The 22,922-nt window shown below is 38.6% G+C and carries 18 protein-coding genes; 9 read left to right on the top strand and 9 right to left on the bottom strand.

Going from position 1 to position 22,922, the window contains the following annotated elements; genetic code table 11:
* The first annotated feature begins 259 nt into the window (after window positions 1-259).
* Both H5090_RS13835 and H5090_RS13830 read left to right on the top strand, forming a co-directional pair.
* Window positions 260-2,200 (top strand): EAL domain-containing protein, encoded by a 1,941-nt coding sequence (locus tag H5090_RS13835; protein WP_182695989.1) that lies wholly within the window; start codon window positions 260-262, stop codon window positions 2,198-2,200.
* 500 nt (window positions 2,201-2,700) lie between these two features.
* Window positions 2,701-4,080 (top strand): VCBS repeat-containing protein, encoded by a 1,380-nt coding sequence (locus H5090_RS13830; protein WP_182695988.1) that lies wholly within the window; start codon window positions 2,701-2,703, stop codon window positions 4,078-4,080.
* An 88-nt stretch (window positions 4,081-4,168) separates the two neighbouring features.
* On the opposite strand, the gene H5090_RS13825 is transcribed toward H5090_RS13830, so the two are convergent.
* Window positions 4,169-4,624, bottom strand: a complete 456-nt coding sequence (locus H5090_RS13825; RefSeq protein WP_024604676.1) for a hypothetical protein — start codon at window positions 4,622-4,624, stop codon at window positions 4,169-4,171.
* A 12-nt stretch (window positions 4,625-4,636) separates the two neighbouring features.
* Window positions 4,637-4,912, bottom strand: coding sequence for an EF-hand domain-containing protein (locus tag H5090_RS13820; protein WP_007581281.1), 276 nt, complete (start codon window positions 4,910-4,912; stop codon window positions 4,637-4,639).
* 302 nt (window positions 4,913-5,214) lie between these two features.
* On the opposite strand from H5090_RS13820, the gene H5090_RS13815 reads away from it, so the two are divergent.
* Complete coding sequence (locus H5090_RS13815) at window positions 5,215-6,072, top strand: PA4780 family RIO1-like protein kinase (protein ID WP_182196864.1); 858 nt, start codon at window positions 5,215-5,217, stop codon at window positions 6,070-6,072.
* Between the two features lie 24 nt (window positions 6,073-6,096).
* On the opposite strand, the gene H5090_RS13810 is transcribed toward H5090_RS13815, so the two are convergent.
* The 7 genes from H5090_RS13810 to fucP form a co-directional block, all read right to left on the bottom strand.
* Window positions 6,097-6,771, bottom strand: coding sequence for a response regulator (locus tag H5090_RS13810; protein WP_182695987.1), 675 nt, complete (start codon window positions 6,769-6,771; stop codon window positions 6,097-6,099).
* 38 nt (window positions 6,772-6,809) lie between these two features.
* The gene (locus tag H5090_RS13805; protein WP_182695986.1) at window positions 6,810-8,255 is read right to left on the bottom strand and encodes an ATP-binding protein; all 1,446 of its coding nucleotides are present in this window, start codon (window positions 8,253-8,255) and stop codon (window positions 6,810-6,812) included.
* Window positions 8,255-8,785 carry a hypothetical protein gene (locus H5090_RS13800; protein WP_182695985.1) on the bottom strand — a complete coding sequence of 177 codons (531 nt, stop codon included), beginning with the start codon at window positions 8,783-8,785 and terminating at the stop codon, window positions 8,255-8,257. Before H5090_RS13800 ends, H5090_RS13805 begins: the two co-directional genes overlap by 1 nt.
* 9 nt (window positions 8,786-8,794) lie before the next feature.
* Entirely contained in the window at window positions 8,795-10,450 is a 1,656-nt protein-coding gene (locus H5090_RS13795; protein ID WP_182696016.1) for a YHYH protein, read from the bottom strand.
* 76 nt (window positions 10,451-10,526) lie between these two features.
* Window positions 10,527-12,458, bottom strand: a complete 1,932-nt coding sequence (locus H5090_RS13790) for a S9 family peptidase (RefSeq protein ID WP_182695984.1) — start codon at window positions 12,456-12,458, stop codon at window positions 10,527-10,529.
* A gap of 43 nt (window positions 12,459-12,501) precedes the next feature.
* Window positions 12,502-13,110 carry a flavin reductase family protein gene (locus tag H5090_RS13785; protein WP_182695983.1) on the bottom strand — a complete coding sequence of 203 codons (609 nt, stop codon included), beginning with the start codon at window positions 13,108-13,110 and terminating at the stop codon, window positions 12,502-12,504.
* Window positions 13,111-13,241: 131 nt separating this feature from the next.
* Entirely contained in the window at window positions 13,242-14,549 is a 1,308-nt protein-coding gene (gene fucP, locus H5090_RS13780; protein ID WP_029753314.1) for an L-fucose:H+ symporter permease, read from the bottom strand.
* Window positions 14,550-14,775: 226 nt separating this feature from the next.
* On the opposite strand from fucP, the gene H5090_RS13775 reads away from it, so the two are divergent.
* From H5090_RS13775 to H5090_RS13750, 6 genes are all read left to right on the top strand, one after another.
* Window positions 14,776-15,993, top strand: coding sequence for an ROK family transcriptional regulator (locus H5090_RS13775; RefSeq protein WP_100218334.1), 1,218 nt, complete (start codon window positions 14,776-14,778; stop codon window positions 15,991-15,993).
* 234 nt (window positions 15,994-16,227) lie between these two features.
* On the top strand, window positions 16,228-18,816 hold the full coding sequence (locus H5090_RS13770) for a TonB-dependent receptor (protein ID WP_182695982.1): 2,589 nt from the start codon (window positions 16,228-16,230) through the stop codon (window positions 18,814-18,816).
* 63 nt (window positions 18,817-18,879) lie between these two features.
* Window positions 18,880-19,872, top strand: a complete 993-nt coding sequence (locus tag H5090_RS13765; protein ID WP_024598256.1) for a carbohydrate kinase — start codon at window positions 18,880-18,882, stop codon at window positions 19,870-19,872.
* Between the two features lie 445 nt (window positions 19,873-20,317).
* A complete protein-coding gene (locus H5090_RS13760) occupies window positions 20,318-21,847 on the top strand; it encodes a cryptochrome/deoxyribodipyrimidine photo-lyase family protein (RefSeq protein WP_182695981.1) in 1,530 nt (509 codons plus the stop codon).
* Window positions 21,848-21,849: 2 nt separating this feature from the next.
* Entirely contained in the window at window positions 21,850-21,990 is a 141-nt protein-coding gene (locus H5090_RS13755; protein ID WP_182695980.1) for a DUF2256 domain-containing protein, read from the top strand.
* A 124-nt stretch (window positions 21,991-22,114) separates the two neighbouring features.
* Window positions 22,115-22,552: an OsmC family protein gene (locus H5090_RS13750; RefSeq protein ID WP_024593544.1), complete on the top strand. Its 438-nt coding sequence runs from the start codon at window positions 22,115-22,117 to the stop codon at window positions 22,550-22,552.
* Window positions 22,553-22,922 lie beyond the last annotated feature (370 nt).

The raw sequence follows: 22,922 nt of genomic DNA, 5'->3' as shown, positions 1-22,922 counted from the left end.
ATCTACTAAACAGCAAGTAAAGTCGTTAACACTTTAACCTGCTTAATAATTTTAAGGCTCATAATGATTATTTATTATGAGCCTTTTTACTGTGCTAGCTTTTTTTTTTGCTTTCATAAACTATATTTATTCTTATACTCAGGATTAGAGCCTAACTAATCGATGTTTAATACGCTTTTGTTCATCTGAAATATTTGCTGTATTTCTTGAACGTTTCTCCATCGCTAGTTGGAGTGACTTTTGTATAAGGTTTTACTTAGTGCCATATAAAAATCTAAATAGTGAAGAACGCAGAGAAACCGTTAAAATTTTATACTCAAATGCCATCTCTGGCATTGCCATTTCGACTGTAGTCAGTTTTATATTAGTGTTTGCTTTTGATTTAAATAACCAGAAAATATCCTACGAAAAAAGTATTTGGCTAAGCATTATGGTTGTCTTATTAGCAGCTCGCGCTATTGATGTAATGTGGTTTTATAAAACCAAAAAGGATAGCCCGTTATTTAATGCTGACACATACTCAAAAAGATTTTCAACCGGGTGTATTTTAACTGCGCTATCGTGGTGTGGGTATGCACTTTGGTTTCATAGCACCTCATCAGCAATAGAGACGACAACCACGATTGCTATTTTATCGGCATTTGCAGGAGGCTCTGCAAATCTGCTTTCAGGAAGTCGAGTAACCGCTGTACTCTATAGCATTATTTTACTGGCGCCCTACTCTTTTTTATTAACCTTTTCTAACGAAAACTACAACTCTGTCCTCGGTATTTTAGGCCTAGCATTTACTGCTATTATGGTAGCTTCATCGTACAAATCAGCCACATTTACACACAGCGCAATCAAGCTCAAAAACCAAAACAGAGAGCTGCTTAACGAAATGGAAAACAAGGTTGAGCAACGCACAGAAGAAATCTACCGTTTATCGAATACCGATCCACTTACAAATCTATTAAACCGAACCGCATTTTTAAAAAATGCAAACAGACAACTAGCAGACAACCCTCAAGAACCCTTTGCTTTATTATTTGTAGATTTAGATGGGTTTAAACAAATAAATGATTCGTTAGGTCATAAAGTAGGCGATAAAGTATTAAAAGAAATAGCACGAAGAATTAGTAATGTATGCAATCAACAGCTATTTAAATGCCGTTGGGGCGGGGATGAGTTTTTAATTTTAGCAACGTATCAAAAACAAGCTGAGCTTATCGAGTTTGCAGATAAAGTACTTCAAAGCATTGGTGCCGAGCATGAAACATATAAATATCAAAAATGGGTATCTGCAACTATTGGTATTGCCATGTATCCTGAGCACGGGAGTGATTTTAATACTTTAATTCGCTCTGCTGATACTGCAATGTATCACCAAAAACGCATCGCGAAAGGTAATATCAATATTTATAACGATTCACTCAAATTAATACAAGAAAGGGAGTATCTTTTGAGTCAACGCCTAGCCAGTGCCATAGAAGAAAATAGTTTAAGGCTAGTATTTCAACCAATTGTTGATAGCAAAACCTCAAAAGTAACCTCTTTTGAATCATTATTACGCTGGCAACTAGATGGTGAAAATATTTTCCCTGATGAATTTATAGCTATTGCCGAGCAATACGGTTTAATAACCGAGTTAGGTATTTGGGTAATAGAACAGGCATGTATACAAGCAACAAAATTAAGTCACTTACAACCACAAATTGCTATAAGCGTAAACGTATCGGTTATTCAGCTACAAGATCCTGATTTTGTATCTAAGGTATTAAAAATAGTAAATCGCCACCTGGTAGAACCTAAAAACCTACACATAGAAATTACTGAGTCAGTATTTGCCGAGGATAAACTCACATTTTTGACAGCCGTTAAAGCACTACAAAAACAAGGCTTTTGTATTTCAATTGATGATTTTGGTACAGGCTACTCATCACTATCAAGCATGCTTGATATTGGTGTCGATATAGTAAAAATAGACAGAAGCTTTATTCAAAATATGGATAAAAGAGGGTTAAGTATTATTCATGCAATTGTACAAATGGCCTCTACTTTAGATTTTACTGTTGTTGCAGAAGGCGTTGAAACTATTGAGCAAGCAAACACACTCACTAAAATTGGTGTATCTCACCTACAAGGTTATTACTTTTCAAAACCGATGGAAGTAGGTTTTGTAGATGCTTATTTAAATGAGCAAAATAAGCGATGTAGTTAATAACCAAACACTTCTAAAAGCGCTTAGCTACCATATGAGTTATGCGCTACCTTTCTTATTAGGGCCAGTATATTTTTCGAGGTTGAATTTGCAGCAGACTGTTTGATATTAAGCAAGGCAGAGCCTATGAAGTGTGGTTAGCCCCCATAACCAGTTGATAACGTAGCATAAATGCCAAACATGCGCTGTCCGAAGGGTTCTGCCTAGGGAGATTGACTCTTTGTTACTAGGTTACAAACCTCGCGCCGCGATTAAATCGTCCTTGGATTGAACAAATTTCAATCCTTAAAGGTCAGCAGCCCCTCCCTAAAACATAATCTTACAATTGCTTACACCCAGTACATAGTAATTAGCGTAGGCTAAATATAATCCAACTTACATATGTATATTACGTTTAAACGAAAAAGCCCCAGCGCTGGATAGTAGGTAAAATTATGCGCTGACGCTGCTTAAATAATAAAAACTTTAACGATACAACTAAATATAAAAAAGGAATTTGCATGATAAAACCACTTTGCTATTCACTCATCACTTTACTTACCCCCATAAGCGTTATAGCTCAAACAATGGCAATAAAAACAACGGATGAATTAGTATCAACCGATTCAGAGATTTTATTTGCATATAATAAAGAATTAAAACAATTAGAAGCCATCAATTTACTTACATCACTTAGTAGTGAACTTGCTTTACCAAAAAACGCCATCGGGTTTGATGTGGCAACACTTGCTAACATCACCGATAAACAAGCACTCGTACTAACAAGTGATGGCGTATATAAAGCCCAAGCAGGTAAACCAACATTGTTGTTTAATTATGAGTCGGTTCTTAATCAATTAAAAATAGATAAATTTGAAAAAGTAGACTTTGTTTTCGATGCTAACAACGATGGTCTAAGCGATATTTTCATTCCTGGGTTAGCAAGCAGTACTTTATACATTCAAAATAAAGATGGCAGCTTTAAGCCTAACCAATTTAAGCAAATACCTAAATATGAAGGCCGCTTTTCAGGAAAAGGGCTTTCTTTAGAAGTTAATATTAACAATAAACCTGTGGTTATCGATTTTAACCACGACGGATTAAACGACCTGGTTTTTTCAAATGACTTTGGAGCAGATGTACTACTTGCTAATTCAGAGGGCTTTGAGCAAAAGCTTACCTCAATTGATTTTAGCATTGAGCTAGGCGAGCTAAGCAATGGCGAGACTCGCAAAATAAAGCAAATTATTGATATTAATAACGACGGATTTCTAGATTTTACAACCAGACAGTTTAAGCCTACACAAGGTATGGACTCGCTAGATATAAAAATAGCACATACTTTGTACCTAGGGAGTGCTAAAGGTTTTACTTATACGCCCATTACCTTATTTGAAACACTGGGCCCTAGTGAGTTATTGCTCAAAACTGACTTTAATAATGATGGCTTAATTGATTTACAAAAAATGGACTTAGATATTGGCTTAGGTACTATCGCCTCTATGGCATTAGGCGGTGGCAGTACTGATGTAGATGTAGAAATGAATCTTTATAAGCAGCAACCCGACGGCTCATTTGCCAATAAATCGAGTATTGAACTTGATTTAGAAATGGAAGTGGGGATGAATGGCGATGAATCAGAACCGGCTCTCTATTTAGGTGACATTAACGGCGATAGCTATATTGATGCGGTATACAAATACAGTAAAAAAACGCTGTATATTTATTATGGAGAGCAAGACTCACTGCTAAATGATAAACGCAAAAAATTAAAGCTAACGCTGCCTAAAAATAATAAAGATATTCTTCTAGTAGATATAAACCAAGACGGTAAAAAAGATTTTGTATTTAAATTTACCGAAGAAGATGGCACCAGCAAAATAGAAACACGATTAAATTAAGCCAATAAAAAAGCCCAACAGAATTAACCGTTGGGCTTTGGACTTAAGACTTTCGAGTAACAGTCAGCTTTACTCTAAGTAATAACACCTAAGCAGTTACATTTAGCAGTGAATCGCCTTCACTTAAACCAAACTTCTCTTGCACTGATGCAAGGATTGATTCTTTATCTTCATCAGACAACTGGTTTGAATACTCAGTTAAGAGCTCATCTAAGTAGCTCACTACCTCGTCTGTATCGACTGATTCTAATGAGTTTTGTGGCGGTGGCGGCGGTCTTTGACCTTCTGCTCTTCCTGCATCACCAATGCTTTTAGCATCAAACTCGAGTTCGCCCATTAAATCAGCAAGCTCTTTTGTTGGTTCAATACCTTGTTCTTTAAATGCCGCTTGAATACTTTGCGCATCGTCGCTAGTTAAGTTTTCTGCATCAAACTGTGCAAGCGTTTCTTTAACAAAATCACTTTGCTCTGTTGTTAATTTTGCAGCTTGACTACTTTGTTGCGGCACAAAACTCGCAGAGCTGCTGCCAATATTATTAATCATTTTAGTATCCTTTCAACGTTCACGACGAGGTGGTTTATGATCGCTAAGCTCTTGTTCACTAATTTCGCCATTACCATCGGCATCTATAGAATCAAAAATTGTTTGTGCATCACCGTGCGGTGGTTTTTTAGCACTAAACTCTTCAAAGCTAATTACGCCATCACCATCAGTATCAATAGTTGAAAAGTCAGGTTTTTCAGGAGGATTGTCACCGCCTCGAGCAGCTACATTAGCTGAAAAAGCAATAGATAATATTGCCACAGTGGCAAGAGTTGAAAAATGCTTCATAGTAATAACCTCGTATTTAAGAATTAAACTAAGCTTACGCTTTAAAAACGCAAACAATGTGCAAATAATGAGGAAGTAATAAATTATTTTTAATAAAAACTGATGATTCAAAAAAAGTTCTGGTTGATTGCTTTGCAATCAATATATAAGCTAATAAAATAATACGATTAATTACTCTCTGGCAGTAGTGTTACTGCCCTTAATTCTCAAAGCTGATATACTGCTTGAGCCAATTAAACAAACAAATACAGAGCACTTTCATAAATAATGATTAATAACCAACCCTACTTAGCAGGCAATCTGTGAAAATACCTAAACGCCTACAACCTCTTGTTGATGATGGCCTTATTGACGAAGTAATAAGCCGACTAATGAGCGGTAAAGAAGCCGATGTATTTATTGTGCGTTGTGGTGAACATATTCGCTGTGCGAAAGTGTATAAAGATGCGGTTAAACGTAGTTTTAAAAAAGCGGCACAATATCAAGAAGGCCGAAAAGTACGTGGTGGACGCCAAGCGCGTGCAATGGGTAAACGCTCTAGCTATGGCCGCCAATTAGAAGAAGAAATTTGGCAAAATGCCGAAGTTGATGCGTTATCTCGTTTAGCTAGCGTGGGTGTACGCGTTCCTGATACTTACTTTTGTATTGATGGCGTGCTGCTTATGGAGCTCGTCTCTGATGAAGATGGTAACGTAGCCCCTCAACTAGGACATGTCGTTTTTAGTGAAGAGCAAGCGATTGAGCAGTATAAACTCATGATACATTACATTAAGTTAATGCTTTGCGCTGGTATAATACACGGTGATTTATCTGAGTTTAATGTACTTGTAGATAATAACGGCCCTGTAATTATAGATTTACCGCAAGCCGTTAACGCTTCAGCAAATAACAGTGCACAAGCTATGTTTGCACGCGATGTAAATAACATACGCCGCTACTATGGTGAATTTGCGCCAAGCATACTAAAAACTCAATACGCTAAAGAAATGTGGGCACTATTTGAAGAGGCCAATTTAACGCCTAATTCAACGCTTACAGGTGAATTTGAAGACAGCGACGAACTTGCTGATGTAGATTCTATTCTTGATGAAATTCAAGCTGCCGAATACGAAGAGTTTGACCGTTTAGAGCGAATTAAAAATGCTGACGACGATGAGTAACTCATCGTCATAGCTCATTCCACCTTACTGTGGATGCACAAACCGGTAGCCAACCCCATAAACAGACTGGATAACACTTTCAGTTTGTGTCACTTCATCTAGTTTTTTACGCAACTTTTTAATATGGCTATCAATAGTACGGTGGCTCACAATACGCTGATCGGCGTACATAGTGTCCATTAAGCTATCGCGCGAATAAATACGATTTGGGTTGTTAAACAAAGGTTTAAATAGTTGAAATTCAAAGTTCGTCAATTCTATACTGTTTGATTTAAATTTTACGCTGTAGCTGCTTTCGTCAAGCTTCATTGTTGACTCTGTAACGTCACTTGCGTTATTTAATCGCCTTAAAATAGCTTTTACGCGTGCCACCAGCTCAGCATAACTAAACGGCTTACAAATATAATCATCTGCACCTAATTCCAGCCCAAGCAGCCTATCTATTTCTTCTACTTTTGCCGATACCATAATAATAGGCACGTTTGAAAAGCGCCTGATTGCTTTACACAGTTCAATACCACTTTGCCCTGGTAACATTATGTCTAGCAAGATTACACTCGGCCTGTTAATTTCAAGCCAAGGTAATACTTCATTCCCGTGATGTATTTGATGAGTAATAAAGTGATGGCTGCTTAAAAAGTCACTCATTAAGTTAGCTAGCTTTACTTCATCTTCCACAATTAGTATTTGTTCACTCATAGGCATCTCTGTAAGTAACCTTAACTTTATTTTATAAACTAAATAGTTGGCAATCTAATAATAATAGCAAGGCCGCCTAAGCTGGCTTTTTCTGCAGCTATTTCACCTTTATGACCTTTAACTATATGCTGGCAAATAGATAAACCTAAGCCAGAACCGCCCTCTTGGCGATTACGCGAACTATCTACTCGGTATAAATATTCAAATAAATGCGATAAATGCGACTGCTCTACACCTACGCCATTATCTTCGATTATAAGCTCTAAATAAGTTTGCCCTTTAATGCTTATATTATTAGCCGTTAAAGAAATAGTTGTACATTGTGCATAGTGTACTGCGTTCATTAAAATATTATCGAGTAGCTGCAAAAGGCGTGTTTTATCTGCTTGTACAGTTATGTGTTTAGCGCTATTTAGTAGGTATATTTTTATATTATGTTGTTCAAGCACAACCTGATATTTTTGCTCAATAGTATTTAATAATAACGCCATATCAGTAGGTTGCATAGTGTAGTGCATACCTCCTAACTCTGCGCTATTGAGCATATGCAAGTCGTCTATTAAGCGTTTTAAATGTAGGGCTTCATCGTTAGCCGAACTTATATTTTTTGCGTTCGGTTCTCGTATACCAAGTAGCATAGCTTCAAGTTCACCGAGTAAAATACTCATTGGCGTCCTAAGCTCATGAGAAATATTAGCAAGCCAACGCTTACGTACTTGCTCATCTTTAGCGAGTGTAAATGCAAGCGTATTAAAATCTTCGCTCAACTGTCCTAGCTCGTCTTTTCGCTCAAGCGTGAGTTTGGTCTCGTAATTACCTTGCGTTAAGCGATGCATACCGTTAGCAATTTGCTTTACAGGGCTTACTAGGTGACGAGACAATAAAAAAGTAACCATTAATGTTAGCAATACCGCAGCTAAAGCAATAAACCATAAGTAGTTAGTTTGCTGCTGTAAAAAATCAAGCTCATAGCCATCAACCAAGCTATCTCTTTTAGAAACTGCTAAGTAACCCACTATTTTATCGTTAACAATAATTGGGGTTGTTATATATTTTAAATCGCTGAGGTATCTACCCACTACTCGCTGTTTATTTTCGTCAAGCAAAGCGTAGTGAGCAATATTTTCTGGCGGTGGGCGGCGATCTTCCTCTAAACGAATATGATCTGGCGGCGGTGGTCGCATCATTCGCCCACGCGGACCTGGGCCTTCTTGTGGCCTAGGCAAAAACTGGCTATTTTCTAATTGCGATTCAACACGTTTTCTAAAGCTTTCGCCATTGCCGACAACATGCTCCCATGAGGGTGTTTGTTCGTATTGCTTTGCAAATTGCACAACAAGTGGTTCAAGCGCTTTCACCTCTTTTGCATTAACAAAATCAATTACGCCTTGCCCTATGCTCCACTGTATAAGAACCACAAGCCCTGCAATAACACTAAAGGTAAAACTAAATAGTATTAAAAAAAGTTTATTATGAATTTTCATTAATGCGTGTTTTCAACCTTGCTAGGAAAGCTTTCAAATCGGTATGTTATAAACTCTTTGGTTTGGTCGTTAACATACAGCGTAGCAACTATTTTTTTACCTTGAGCGGTCCAATACATATGACCATGATTATTTAAAGTAACCGATACGGTATTTATACCTGTTTTAAATAAGTTAGCAGGTAAATGCAACGCTTGTCCGTAAATTCGCTGTATTTTAACCCCATTAATGTATAAATGAGCATGACCTTGTAAAAAACCGGTGTCATCGTTTGTTGTCACGCCCATCATTTGTTGCATGTTCATCGTGCCCTCTGGCGGCACAGACAAATCATAACGCTGTGTATCTAAAATTAAGTTATAACCCGACATACTATCTTTTAATAACTTAAGGCTTAATGCCGGGATTGGCGTGTCATTTGGCACTGCTATAGGCATATGGCTATGATCCATCATTTCCTGCTGCGCAAAGAGCTTAAAACTCGATAGCACAGCAGTAGTTAGGATCAATGCGTATTTAAAATAACGCATAGTTACTCCTTACATTCCCGGTGGTGGACCCATTGTTTCGCCAGTATCACAGCGACCAATTGAATTATCGGCTAATTGACCTTTAAAACGAGGCCCTATTTGATAAGGAAAAGAAGGCTGTAATTTACCATCACTGTCTAACGTTAGTGTTATATGGTAGTGATAACCCTTACCATCATTAGTATCGTGGCCGTTATGCTCATCTAATTGAGCACCTGTTACTGTTTTTTGTGCGTAGTAATAATCTTCAAAGTAATAACCATCGTCGGCATTTAATGTGTTACCAGAGAGCGTCGTTACTTGTGCACCAATAGCAGGACCTGCATCACTTGTTTGTGTACCTTGGCTAACATCGTATTGATCAACTAAGGTACAGCTTCGCTCACCCTCAGTACCACAACCCCCTTCACTTGTAGGTGCACCGTAATCTCGCATTTCCCAGCCACTTAATGCTAGTTGTCCGTTACTTTCATAAGGACCATAAAGCGGATAGCCATCAGCTGCAAACCCATAGATAGGTGAATGCGCATCGCCATCATCTTCAAGTAAATCAGCTAAGCAACTAGTATAAAAATGGTGATGATATTCACCGTTAGCAGCATGTCCGCCACACACATCAACATCATATTGCTCAGCAATGGGCGCTAATGTATACCAAATATTATTTCCGTAGCTCATACCATCGCCCCAGTTAAATATACTGGTGCCATTAACCATTAAGCCAACTGTACCTAAACCTGTTTCGCAAGTTTCAGCGTCAGATAAATCGGTAGGTGTTAGCGGAAAATACGCTTCAACCGCTTGTTCTGTTGGGCAACCCGGTCCTGGAGGCCAATAACCTGCACCGCCTGTGTCATCACAGTTTTCAGTGCTGCTGTTATAGCCAATATCTCCACCAAAGGAAATGGTTTGCCCTACTGCTGCAGAAGTTACACCGTTATAAAAATCGGTAGCTGCACGCGGGCGGTTATTTAACGCGTCTACTTGGTCTTGTGTAAGCGTTACATCATATTTAGGAATGTCAGTAGTTTGCACATACATGTATTCAACGTCAGCATCTTCCTCAGTAACGCTAACAACCTCAACTGATTGAACATCTTCAACCACTGCACCATTATTTTGTATGTATGTAGAAGTTGTATCGTTGTTAATTAACCAGCTGGTAAGTTTTGCACTATTATCAACTGTATCTGAGTCTGATGAAGCAATCACATTAACTATAACTGTATCTACAACGACATCGTTTGTGCCATCATCTGCAATGATCTCAAATACAAGTGCTTCATCGGTTAATACCTCTGGGGCAACAAACTCTGTAGACGTTGCAGTACTTGAAGATAAACTAACGGTAGTGCCTGATGTTTGCGACCAACTAACCGATACTTCACCGTCATCTTCAACCGTTGAACTTAAATAAACGGTATCGCCCGCATTAACAGTTTGGTCAATACCAGCATCAACCGTTGGAACACTATTACTGACTGTATCGCCGTCTGTTGCAGTACTTGTTGAATCGCTATTACATGCGCTTAAAGCGATACAAAGCGCACTTAACGCAAATAACTTAGTTGCATTAGCAGCTTTTGTTTTAAGAAGTGTTTTCAATGCTTGAACCTTTACTTTAACGTTTAATAAAACAAAGTTAACAAGTAAAAGTGCAAACAATGTGCACAAACAAAGGAAGATTGTGATCAAAAAAAGACAACCTAAGTTGTCTTTTTGCTATTTAACTGGAGTCTGGCTATTTATTTTTTTTCAAATGTTTATCAAAAAAGTCTAAAAATGCCTGAAGAGTTTTAACTCTGTGTTCTTGATAAGATAAGTAATGATCGCCATCCTCAAGCTCAATATAAGTAACATCTTTTGCTTCATCATCAAGTTCATCCTGCATTTCTCTACTATGATAAACAGGTACCACACTGTCGTCAGTTCCATGTACAAGCAATATTGGTCTTGTTATTTTTTTAGCAAAATTCACTGGAGAATTAGCTTCTAGTAAATCATCATCAGTTCCAAACTGCTTTCTAACGATATTTTTGTTTGTAAAGTGTCGTGCTTTACTCACTAAATACTGTAAATCACTTACCCCAGCAAAACTAGCTGCACATTTAAACGTTTCTGGGTGCTTAATTACAGCCATTAACGCTGCATAGCCACCATAGCTAGCACCACCAATACAAATGCTATCTGCTTGTGCTATTCCTTGGTCAATTAACCAGTTTGCACCGTCTTGCAAATCATCTTGCATAGCCAAACCAAAACCTTGAATTGACTGCATTAAAAAGTCGTGCCCATAACCACTCGAACCACGGAAATTAGGCTGTAAAACAGCATATCCGTTATAGGCTAATAAAGCTGTCCAGTAATCAAAATTAGCATAATCCCTTGCCATAGGGCCGCCATGTGGAAATATAATTGTTGGTAACTTATCACCTTCTTTATATTCTACTGGTAGAGTTAGATAGCCTTCTATTTTTAAGCCATCTCTTGCCTTGTAGCTAATGCGCTTTTTGCCTCTGTATACAGAGGCATCTATTTGCGGATAAACATCAGCAATTGCACTCACCTGTTTTTTTACTCTATCCCCAAATAAATAACTACCAGACGTTTTGTCTGAGCTGATATAAAGTATATATTTTTGCTGATCTTTACTGGTACTTACAATATCTAATTTATATTCATCTTTAGGGAGTGATACGCGCAAAGAACGATGTAATTTATCTAAGTCTTTATCCCAATATTTAATACCATCATCTAAATGTGAATCAGTAAAGCCTGCAACTTCGCCAGTTTGTTGTGAATAAAAAATAGACCCATCAAAATCATATTTACTATTACTGTAAATTAGCTCGCGAGCTTTAGTCGTTAAATTGAGTTTAAATAATGCATCGCGCCCTTCATGTAACGCAGTGATGTATAAAAAATTAGAGTCTTTATCAAACCCTAATATGGAAATACTTTGCTTACTAAAAACCTCATAATCAAATAAAGTTTCCCACGACTGTTTATTCTCATCAAAATAATCGTAAGTAAATTGCGTATCGTCCATTTTTTTTGCAATACGAACTTTACCTTGCCTGTCGGCAAACCAAGTAACTACATTACTGCGTGGTCTTTGTATTTGTGTCTTACGTAATGTGGTTAAATCTAACTCATAAACTGCTGGGGTATTTGCTATTTTAAAATCCCCTTGAACTAAAATTTTATTTTCTTTTTCAGGTAAAAAACTAACAATTCGGTCTGAATATTGTGGCTGGATTTCATCTCTTACTGTGTTGGCTTTAAAAGCTAATTTAAGACCTTTATCATTTTTAAAGTTATACGCATACATAAGCGTTGATGTATATTTAACTCCGCCAAACTGATATTTTATATAGCGAGCACCAAGTAACAGTACGTCATCATTTGCCCAGTTATACCAATCAAAAAACACTGTATGGTTATTTGAGTTTATAATTGGTGTTGTAACCCCCGTGTCCAAGTTTTTAACCATTAAGATTAAAGTCCCTTGATGGTTTCTTATAAAAGCGAGGTTCTTACCATTGGGAGATAGCTTCACTTGGCTAAAATCTTTTAAGCCTGCAAAAACCTCTATAGGTAGTTTTTTATCTTGTGTGGCAAAAGAGCCAAAACTTTGCAAAGCAATTAACAAAGTGAAAATGAACTTAAACATTCGTAAATCCTTTTATTATTGTACTCCTAAGTAAACGATTATTTCACAACTGTGGCCTTTTAAGCAAAAACTTATCTTTGGTTGTACTAAAGTAATCGCCGCCCATTTTGCCCACTGCATTTAATAATTCAGGGTCAATATAGCCACCACACATCACTTCATCGTCTATACAAATACCCACTACATCCAGCAACATCATTTTTCCACCGCCAGGCTCATTTGAAATACTAATAACTTCGCGTAACTTACATTCAAACCGTACTTTTGAATCGGCAACGCTTGGCGCGTTAACTAACTTACTTGGAGCTTGGGCAATGTTAGCTGCATCAAACTCGCTTATATCACTAGGATAATTTGCACAACTTTGGTTCATTTTTTCAACTAGCTCTTGGCTGACAATATTAACCACACATTCTTTAGTTGCCATTAGATTACTAAGCGTATCTTTATTCGTTTTATCACTAGGGTTTACTTGCGTAACACTTAAAACAGCTGGCTTGCAACTAGCCACAGTAAAAAATGAATAAGGCGCAATATTTGCACTACCTTCGCTATTTAATGTACTTATCCATGCGATAGGCCGTGGGCTGATACCGCCTACTAAGTAAGAGTAAACATTTTGGTTGGTATTTTCGGTGAGATCTAAAAACATATTTTTTCAACTAAATAAGAATATCAACATGCCTAATATCTTAATCCGATGAAGGTTGGGGTTAAAGAAGATTTACAAATGAGAAAAGTTAAAAAGTAAAACCGAGCCTTCAGGCTCGGTTTTCAATCCATTTAGCAAGGCGCTACATTATTGAATACTCTGACTTTTGTTTTTAAATCAAATGCAGCATAAGCTGCAACAATAATAAAACACCCCGCAGGCACAACATAAGAAAACGCGACACTGTATGTATCAATAAACACAGCTTGGAATACAGGAACTATCGCTCCACCTAAAATAGCCATTACTAAACCAGCAGCACCTAGTTTTGCATCATCGCCTAACCCATGTAGTGAAATCGCGTAAATAGTTGGAAACATTAACGACAAGCAAGCCGATATACTTACCAGCGCCCATACGCCACTTATATTTGGCATTTTCACCATATAAAAACACAGCAGCATTGCAATAATAGAGGTTGCCATTAACAGTTTGGCAGGACGAATAAATCCCATAAGCCAGGTCATTACAAATCGAGAAACTAAAAAGGTGATCATACTGTATTGTAAAATACTTCCCCCAGTAACTTCATTTGTATCGAGTGCCTCCATTACGTACTGGATGGTAAATGTCCATACACAAGTTTGCGCCGCAACATTAAAAAACTGGGCGATAACACCAAAGCGGTAATGGGTATTTTTAAACAAGCGCTTAAACGTTGCACTAAATTCTACATGCTTAGAGACTTTTTTTTGCTTACAAAAATTAGGTGTTTTAGTAAACGCAATTGCCAACCAAATAAAAACCAACACACAAGCCATACCAACATAAGGCACCATAACTGCATCAAGTTCTGCGCTTATAATGCTAGTTAATTGCTCACTATTCATATTTGTGCGCTCACCAGAGGTTGCGGTATTGAGCTTTGGTAAAATAAGGGTAGCGGCTAAAAAAACACCAATGTTAGTACCGACAGGGTTAAATGATTGCGCCAAATTCAACCTGCGAGTTGCACCTTGTTGGGTGCCCATTCCCATTACATAAGGGTTTGCTGATGTCTCTAAAATAGATAAGCCTCCAGCTAACACAAACAAAGCCACTAAAAAAAAACCATAAGTCATTGCTTGGCTGGCGGGATAAAACAAAAATGCTCCGATTGCAGCCATCCCTAAACCGGTTAACACACCTGTTTTATACGAAAAGCGTTTATTGATATATGCCGCCGGAATAGCTAGGCAAAAGTAAGCTCCATAGTAGCTAAATTGTACCAATGCAGACTGCACTGACGACATAGTAAAAATTTTACTAAACACTTTTACTAGCGGATCAGTCATGTTTGCCGCAGCTCCCCATGCAGCAAAGCACAGAACAAGTAAAATAAAGGGAACCACCATCTCCTTGGAGACAAGAGGTGTTTGTGTGTGTGTGTGTGTGGTCATTGCCGTGTCTCAGTTGTTAATGTTAAGTAAAGCATTTAACCAGTTAAATATCATTCCGTCAATAAATCAACTATAGTTATTTATTAACCTCCTGTGACTTATTTATACTCTGTCGTAAATTTAATAATAAGAAATGAACCCGGCAATAAAGCTAATATAGTCGCCAATTACACACACTCGGTGTACAATTAATCAGGTTATTCAAGATAATAACAACTAGGTAGGAATAATTATCAAATCTAAAAACCCTCGACTCTCTTTACAAGAAGGCCGAAGCCAATCTGGCCTGCGTGCTCATAATGAACGCCGAATTATGTCATTAATTCGCCAACACGGTAGTGCTCCAAAAGCTGAAATTGCACAAAAAACAGGGCTTTCAGCACAGGCCGTCACAGTAATTATCAATAGTTTAGAAGCCGAATCGTTATTAATACGGAAAGACCCTCAGCGTGGTAAGGTTGGCCAACCAACCATCCCATTTGCGTTAAATCCAGATGGTGCATTTGGAATTGGCTTAAAAGTAGGTCGTCGCAGTTTTGATTTAACCTTGATTGACTTAGTAGGAAATATACGCGCAACTTTGCACGAAAACTGCGCTTACCCCACAGTACAGAGCTTGCTAACCTTTTTAGAGAAAGGGATCAGCGTACTTAAAATGAGCTTAAGTGACGAATTAGCCAAGCGTATCTTAGGTGTGGGTGTTGCAACCCCTTACGAAATTTGGAACTGGACAGAAGAAGCCGGCGCTCCAAAAACAGTATTGAATGAATGGAAGTCTTTTGATTTTAAAGAAAAAATAAATCAAATTGTACATCTTCCCGTGTATGTATGTAATGATGATACCGCTGCTTGTTCAGCTGAATTAAGCTTTGGTAATCCTGCTCGTTTTAGCGATTTTTTATATATTTTTATTGGTACTTTTATTGGTGGTGGAGTTGTTATAAACGAAACCTTATTTACTGGTAAAAAAGGTAATGCCGGCGCTATAGGTTCATTACCTAGGCCTATGCTTAATAGTGAAGGACAACTAACCTCCCAACAACTTATTATGCAATCATCACTGTATATTCTCGAAAAAATGCTCAAAGGTGATGGCTACAATACTGACATACTATGGAGTTCAAAAGAGTATTGGGGAGACTTAGGCCCCGTACTCGATAAGTGGATAGACCAAGTTGCAGATGGCCTCGCCTACGCGGCATTGTGTTCTTTAGCTATTTTTGATTTTGAGGCAATTGTCATTGATGGCGCCATTCCTATCAATGTCAGAGAAAAAATAGTTTTGGCAACAAAGTTAAAATTGAGCCAGGCTGATCATCGCGGTATTAATCGCTGTGAAGTACAAAGTGGCTCTATTGGCGCCAAGGCTCAATCAGTAGGCTGCGCTAACCTTCCGTTACTTATCAACTTTTCTCAAGATCACGCAAGCCTTTCACACCACTAATATACTTTAAAGTTAAAAAGCAGCCATCGGTAACGTTGGCTGCTTATTTATTTTTTATCAGAGGTAAAAAATTCACTTAAACAATCAAAAAGCTGTACAAAAAATAATAAGTAATAATAGTTGATTTATTATTTTAAGTTCTCTACATTCTATTTACAAATTTGATAACACTGACATGTTTGATTAATAAAACCGCAAATTTGTATACACACACAACAAAGAGAGAACAGAAAAATGAAAGTATCAGCAAAAATGACTCTAATTGCAGTCGCTGTAGGTCTATCCATATCCCCTAGCGTCTTGTCACAAGAGCAACAAGTAGCAAAAAGTGATTTAGGGTTTGAGCGCATCATTGTAACGGGAACATCTCGGCCAAAAGAGAAAATCGAATCAACTAATGCAATAACTACCTTTAACGAAGCAAAGTTAGAGCAATTGGCTCCGCACAGTGTTGCTGAATTAGTGCGAAGTATTCCTGGTTTTCATGCCGAAGACACCGGTGGAGAAACCGGTAACAACGTAGCCCCACGAGGCTTTCCGTTATCAACGCAAACAGAGTTTACAGCACTACTTCGTGATGGTATGACCGTGTTTTATAATCAAGATATTTTATTTACTCAAAATGATCGCTTTACCCGTTTGTCTAATTTTGTTGGCAGCGTTGAAGCTATTCGTGGTGGTGCCTCGTCAATTTTTGTTGGTAGCGCGCCAGCTGGGTTTATTAATTTTATTTCTCGTGAAGGCTCCGATGATACCCAAGGTGATGTGTTTTTTGAAACCAACAGCAACAACCGCCTAGGTGGACAAGGTTGGGTTAGCGGATCAATAGACGATCAGACAACCTATGCTGTTGGCGCTTGGTATCGCAAGGATGACTCCGCACGCGATCCGGGGTATACAGCTAACCAAGGTGGTGAGCTTAATGGTAATATTAAGCACTTTTTTAAAGATGGCAGCGGCTTTACCCGCTTTGAGTTTAATAAACAAAACGATAGATCATTCTTTTTTATTCCTCAGCCATTAATAGGCTCAACCACCAATGCTAAAACAATCCCAGGCGGGATGGATATCAGAGATGGCACCACCGGTAACTCAGCAGGTGCGCGTTTATTAACTCTTAATAACACCCCAAGCGGCGACATTGATTTGGATATTGCAGATGGTAACTACGCTAATGTGACCTACTTTGGCAATACAACCGAAATTGAAATCAACGAAAACTTAGTCTTTTCAAATCAAATGCGTTATACCGATATGCTAACAACCTTTACCGGCATCATTAACGTAGGTAACGCCGAATCGTTAGCTAGTAAAGCACAAGCTATATATGCTGCAAATACTGATGTCCTTGCAGGTGCCATGGTTGATGGTAACCTAAGTTACGATATACGCGATGCAGGAAACGGCTTTGTATTGGCTGATTCAAGCAACGTAAATACCTACAACACCAATGGATACGGAATAAACGCAGGCTTTTGGCATAGACGTTTTGAAGGCGATAACTTTCAAAACGAAACCAGATTCAACTACACCTTTGATGATGTAGGCGAAGGGACTCTTTATGCTAATTTTGGCTTATTCTTCTCTAATATTAATGGCCATGTTACCGACTATCGAATTAATACACTGCAATCAGTAGAGCCCCTGCCGCAGCGCTTAGATGTTGTATTTACAGATGCACAAGGTCTTGACATTGCCAGCGGTACTTACAAAGGTATTCAGGCTGGATCACATGGTTTTGCCGATATTGTTTATAGTGAAAATACCCTTGCGCCCTTTGCTGACTTTGAATACGAGCTTGAAGATGTGTCGTTTAATCTGGGCCTAAGGTACGAAACCCTCAAAGCAGATGGGGAAGCGCAAAACCAAGCTAATTACACAATTGACAGTTTTGCCAGCGATACTGATACCGTCAATGGGAATATTACCCTGCCCTTTGGTGATGGGACTTACCGAAACTTTGATGTTGAATACAACGAAATGGCATGGACAGTTGCAGCTAACTACAAATTTAACGACGACTTAGCGGTATTCACTCGATATGCAGATGGTTTTCGTATGCCTGATGTAGATAAATACATGGCGATTACCAACCTAACTAGTCAAGAGGAAATTAATCAATTTAATAACTCTGAGAGACGCGAAACACAACCAGCTTCAACGGTAATGGCCGAAGTGGGCATTAAATATAACGAAGGTGATGTCGCAGCATTTGTAACCGGTTACTTCGCCGCTGCGGATGATTTATTCTTTAATGTACCTACTGTTGAAAATGGTCAAGTAGTGCAACGTCAAGCCTTTAGAAACACAGAAACCTTAGGTGTAGAAGCCGAATTTAACCTGCAAATCACCCAAGACTGGCGCATTGGTGTATCTGCAACGTACCAATCACCCGAATTTGTAAACACACCAGCGGCGCAATACTTAGATGCTAATGGAAGCTCTGCCTCTATTGATATAAACGGCAACTTACCTGTACGTGTGCCTAAGCACTTTGGCCAATTAACTAGTAGCTATCAGTTTGAAGATTTTTCGTGGGGTATGGCAGCTATTCATGGTAGCTACTCTTGGAGCGGTAAACGTTATGCCGACGACGCCAACACAGCAGAACTGCCTATGTATGGCATGTTAAACCTTGGTTTATCCCTTGAAAACGAAGACGGTTATTACCTTCGTGCCGATGTTAAAAACCTAAATAACTCAGAAGGCTTATCAGAGGGGGATCCTCGCGCAGGTGAAACGGTAGCAGGTCAAGCAACTACATTTAATGCGCGCGTTGTCTTACCTCGTACCTTTAGCCTTACTATTGGTAAGCGTTTTTAATTTTACTCTAATCTAGGGTATCGTCATGCAAAGCGATACCCTCGCAATTTTTAGGAAAATATAATGGAAGTAGTTGCAATTGGTGAAGCTTTAATAGATATACTCTCACATGACTGCATGCACAATAAGGCATCAAATAGCGAACTAGACTTCACACAGTTTGCCGGAGGCGCACCCGCTAATGTTGCTGTAGCCGTAGCAAAGCTTGGTGGTTCAAGTTATTTGCTTGGTAAAGTAGGCAATGATAAATTTGGTCGCTTTTTAATAAATGCACTCAAAATGTATAATGTAAACACATCTTATGTTGGCTTTTCAAAAAAAGGGAAGACGGCACTCGCGTTCGTATCGTTGGATGAAAACGGTGAACGTACATTTGAATTTTACGATAAAGATGCTGCACATTACGATTTACAAATAACCGATTTAGAGCCCTCTTTATTTTCAACACCTAAAATTGTGAGTTTTTGTTCAGGCTCTTTTGCAAAACCTTTAGTATTAAATACAACCTTACATGCGCTAAAACACTTTAAAGAATCAGGCTCGGTTACATGCTTTGACATTAACTTTCGTTCAGCCTTCTGGGATGAACCACTCACAGCTAAATCTGTTATTGAGGATGTTGCTAAAACAGTTGATGTTATTAAAGCGAGTAAAGATGAGCTGATCTCGCTTTATGGAATAGAGCATATTGATACCACTATTAGAAGTTGGGTAGATAGTGGCGTAGCTTTAGTTTTAATGACCGATGGTGGCGAGCCTATTACTTTTTCATCTAGCTCATTTAGTGGTACTTATCCTTGCCCTAAGGCATATGTTGTGGATACCACAGCTGCAGGCGATGCGTTTGTAGGTGGTTTTTTATATCAAATATCTTCGCTAGTGAGTAATAAAACAGAATTTACTGACTGGGCAAATAACTTTACTAACGTTTCAAAGGCTATCGACTTTGCTACTAAATGCGGAGCCAAAACAGTAGCAACGTTTGGAGCCTTTGATGCCCTACCTACATACCATGATATCTCGGCGAGTACCCTTAAATCTTCGTGTCGATGTTAAAAACCTAAATAACTCAGGAAACTTATCAGAGGGAAGTTTCACTCAGGCGAAACGGTAGCAGATCAATCAATTATATTTAATGCGCGCGTTGTCATATCTCGTGTCTTTAGCTTTACTATTGGTAAGCGTTTTTAATTTTACCCTAACTGAGGGTATCGTCATACAAAGCGATACCCCCGCAAGTTTTAGGAAAAGATAATGGAAGTAGTTGCAATTGGTGAAGCTTTAATAGGTGTACTCTCACATGACTGCAAGTGCCAAAATTGCTTAAGTATCACGGTAATTCTCCCTATTTATAATACTTCTTTTATTGGCGACTCATTTTAGTATCACCTTAACATGAGTTGCCTATATCAAAATCGTTTTTACACTAGTCTTCTTTTACATTTAATACGTATTGGTTTTGTCCTATTATTTATAATGCCACGGTTTTAATATTGCCAGTATGAAAGAAAAAATAAACATCGTGTGGTTTAAACGTGATTTACGTCTTAGCGATCATCAACCATTAAAAAATGCATTTAGTAATGGCTTACCGACCCTGTTATTTTATAACTTTGAGCCATTACTGCTCGAAGATGCACACTACAATGAGCGGCACTGGCGCTTTGTGTATCAATCGATAGTTGAGTTAAATAATCAGCTAGCGCGTTTTAACGCCTGTGTTTATATATTTAATTTAAATATGAACGATTTACTTGAGTCAATAAAGACGCAGTTTGAAATAGTTAATATTTTTAGCCATCAAGAAATAGGCTTAAACAACACCTTTGAGCGCGATAAGGCAATAAAAGCATGGTGCCAGCATAACCACATTAATTGGCAAGAGTCGCAAACAGGCGCGGTAATTCGCGGCAAAAAAAATCGTAATAATTGGAACGAACGCTGGCAGCAAACAATGCAAGCACCTATTGCTGTTCCTAATTGGAAGAGTATAAAAACAATTACCCTTAATAACTATCAAGCGCCTGAGCTGCCAAGCGCTTACACTCAAGATCACGACAGCTTTCAACAAGGTGGCCCACTGCATGCGCGAATTGTAATGCAGAGTTTTTTTGCCGAGCGCGGTAAAGGTTATCAAAAGGGAATATCGAGCCCAAGTTTAAGCCAAACCCACTGCTCTCGGCTTTCGCCCTATCTAGCATGGGGGAACATTAGCCTTAGGCAAGTGTATCAAATGACCATTGATGAATATCATTCAAAACACCCTGACAAAAGAGGTTGGAAACGCCCACTAGCAGCGTTTGTATCGCGCTTGCATTGGCACTGCCACTTTATGCAAAAGTTTGAAAGCGAGTGCTCTATGGAGTTTTTAGCTCTTAATCCGGGTTATCACGTATTTCCGTATCGTGATGATGAACGTGTGAAAAACGATATTGAACGCTGGGCGCAAGGTCAAACAGGTATTCCAATTATTGACGCTTGCATGCGCTGCTTAAAAGCCACCGGTTATATAAACTTTAGAATGCGCGCCATGCTTGTAAGCTTTGTAACGCATCATTTAAATATAAGTTGGCAGCAAGCAAGCTTTCCGCTCGCTAATTACTTTTTAGATTTTGAGCCAGGGATTCATTATCCGCAAATTCAAATGCAAGCCTCGGTCACAGGTATTAATACCATTAGGCACTACAACCCAATTAAGCAATCAGAAGATCAAGATCCAACAGGTTCGTTTATTAAAAAGTGGTGCCCCGAGCTTGAAAAACTCCCTATTGAATATTTACATCAGCCTTGGGAGCAAACTCCAATGGAAGCACTCTTTAACGACTTTAAGTTAGGGGAGGATTACCCTGAACCCATGCTTGATTTAACAGCGGCCTCAAAAGAAGCACGCGAACGCTTATGGCAATACCGTGAGCGAGCCGATGTTAAACGTGCCATAGGGAAAATTCTTAAAAAGCACGTTGGGGGTACTCAAAAAGTTACTCGAACAAAAAGTAAAACGGATACTAAAAATAACAGTAAGGCTAAGTAAGCATGGCGCACAAAAAACTAAACTTACCTCAAAAAATGTGTCCTATTTGTAGTAAACCTTTTACGTGGCGTAAAAAATGGCAGCGCGACTGGGATAACGTTATTTACTGTTCAGAGCGCTGTAAGCGAAATAAACAGGGGTAACAATTAACTGGCGCCTATTTTGCAACATCATCAGTAATTAGTGCTTTTAAGGCTTTATATAAGTTTATTTTGTAAATAACGCTTAGATAACCTGAAAAGCTTACACTCTAGCAAGGAGAAGATGATGACGATTAAAAAAACGGCAAGTTCAACATGGTCTGGCGACATTAAAACAGGCAAAGGTAGCATATCAACTCAAAGTGGCGCGCTTAATAAACAACCTTATGGTTTTAATACCCGCTTTGAAGATGAGGCGGGCTCAAACCCTGAAGAATTAGTAGGTGCAGCGCACAGTGCATGTTTTAGTATGGCGCTTTCACTTGCATTAGGTGATGCAGGCTTTACCGCAGATAAAATTGATACTAAAGCCACTGTAAGCCTTGATGAAGTAGATGATGGTTTTTCGGTGACGCATATTGCCCTTGAGGTAAAAGCGCGTATTGATGATATTCAAAACGAGCAGTTTCAAGCTTTATGTGAGCAAACCAAAAAGAGCTGCCCTATTTCAAAACTCTTAAATACCGAAATATCACTAGATGCGACACTTCAATCAGCATTTTAAATATTTAGACTTAACTATTTAGACAGTCCCTTACTAAACAAGCCAAGTAAATATTTACTTGGCTTTTTTATTATAAAGAAGTATCTCTAGGGCGTGTTGTTCTTTGGTGGTTGAATTTACAGCAGTGTGCTTGGTATTTAGGCTAGGCAGAGCCTATGTTGTGTGGTTATTCCCCATTAATAGGTGATAACGCAGCATAGATGCCAAACATGCGCTGCCCTTTGGGTTCTTTCTAGGGACGATTGACTCTTTGTTGCCTACATGGATGTAGGTAAGGGGCGTGAGCAGGACGCGGAAGCTTTGCTCGGTTTTTACTTATTCTTACATGGATGTAAGCCAGTAGAATAACGCAGGAGCAGTTATCGAGCCC

The organism is Pseudoalteromonas sp. SR43-5 (assembly GCF_014163835.1).
GTDB lineage: Bacteria > Pseudomonadota > Gammaproteobacteria > Enterobacterales > Alteromonadaceae > Pseudoalteromonas > Pseudoalteromonas distincta.
The sequence above is the reverse complement of the archived record's forward strand: the minus strand, read 5'-3'. Positions and strand labels throughout refer to the sequence as shown.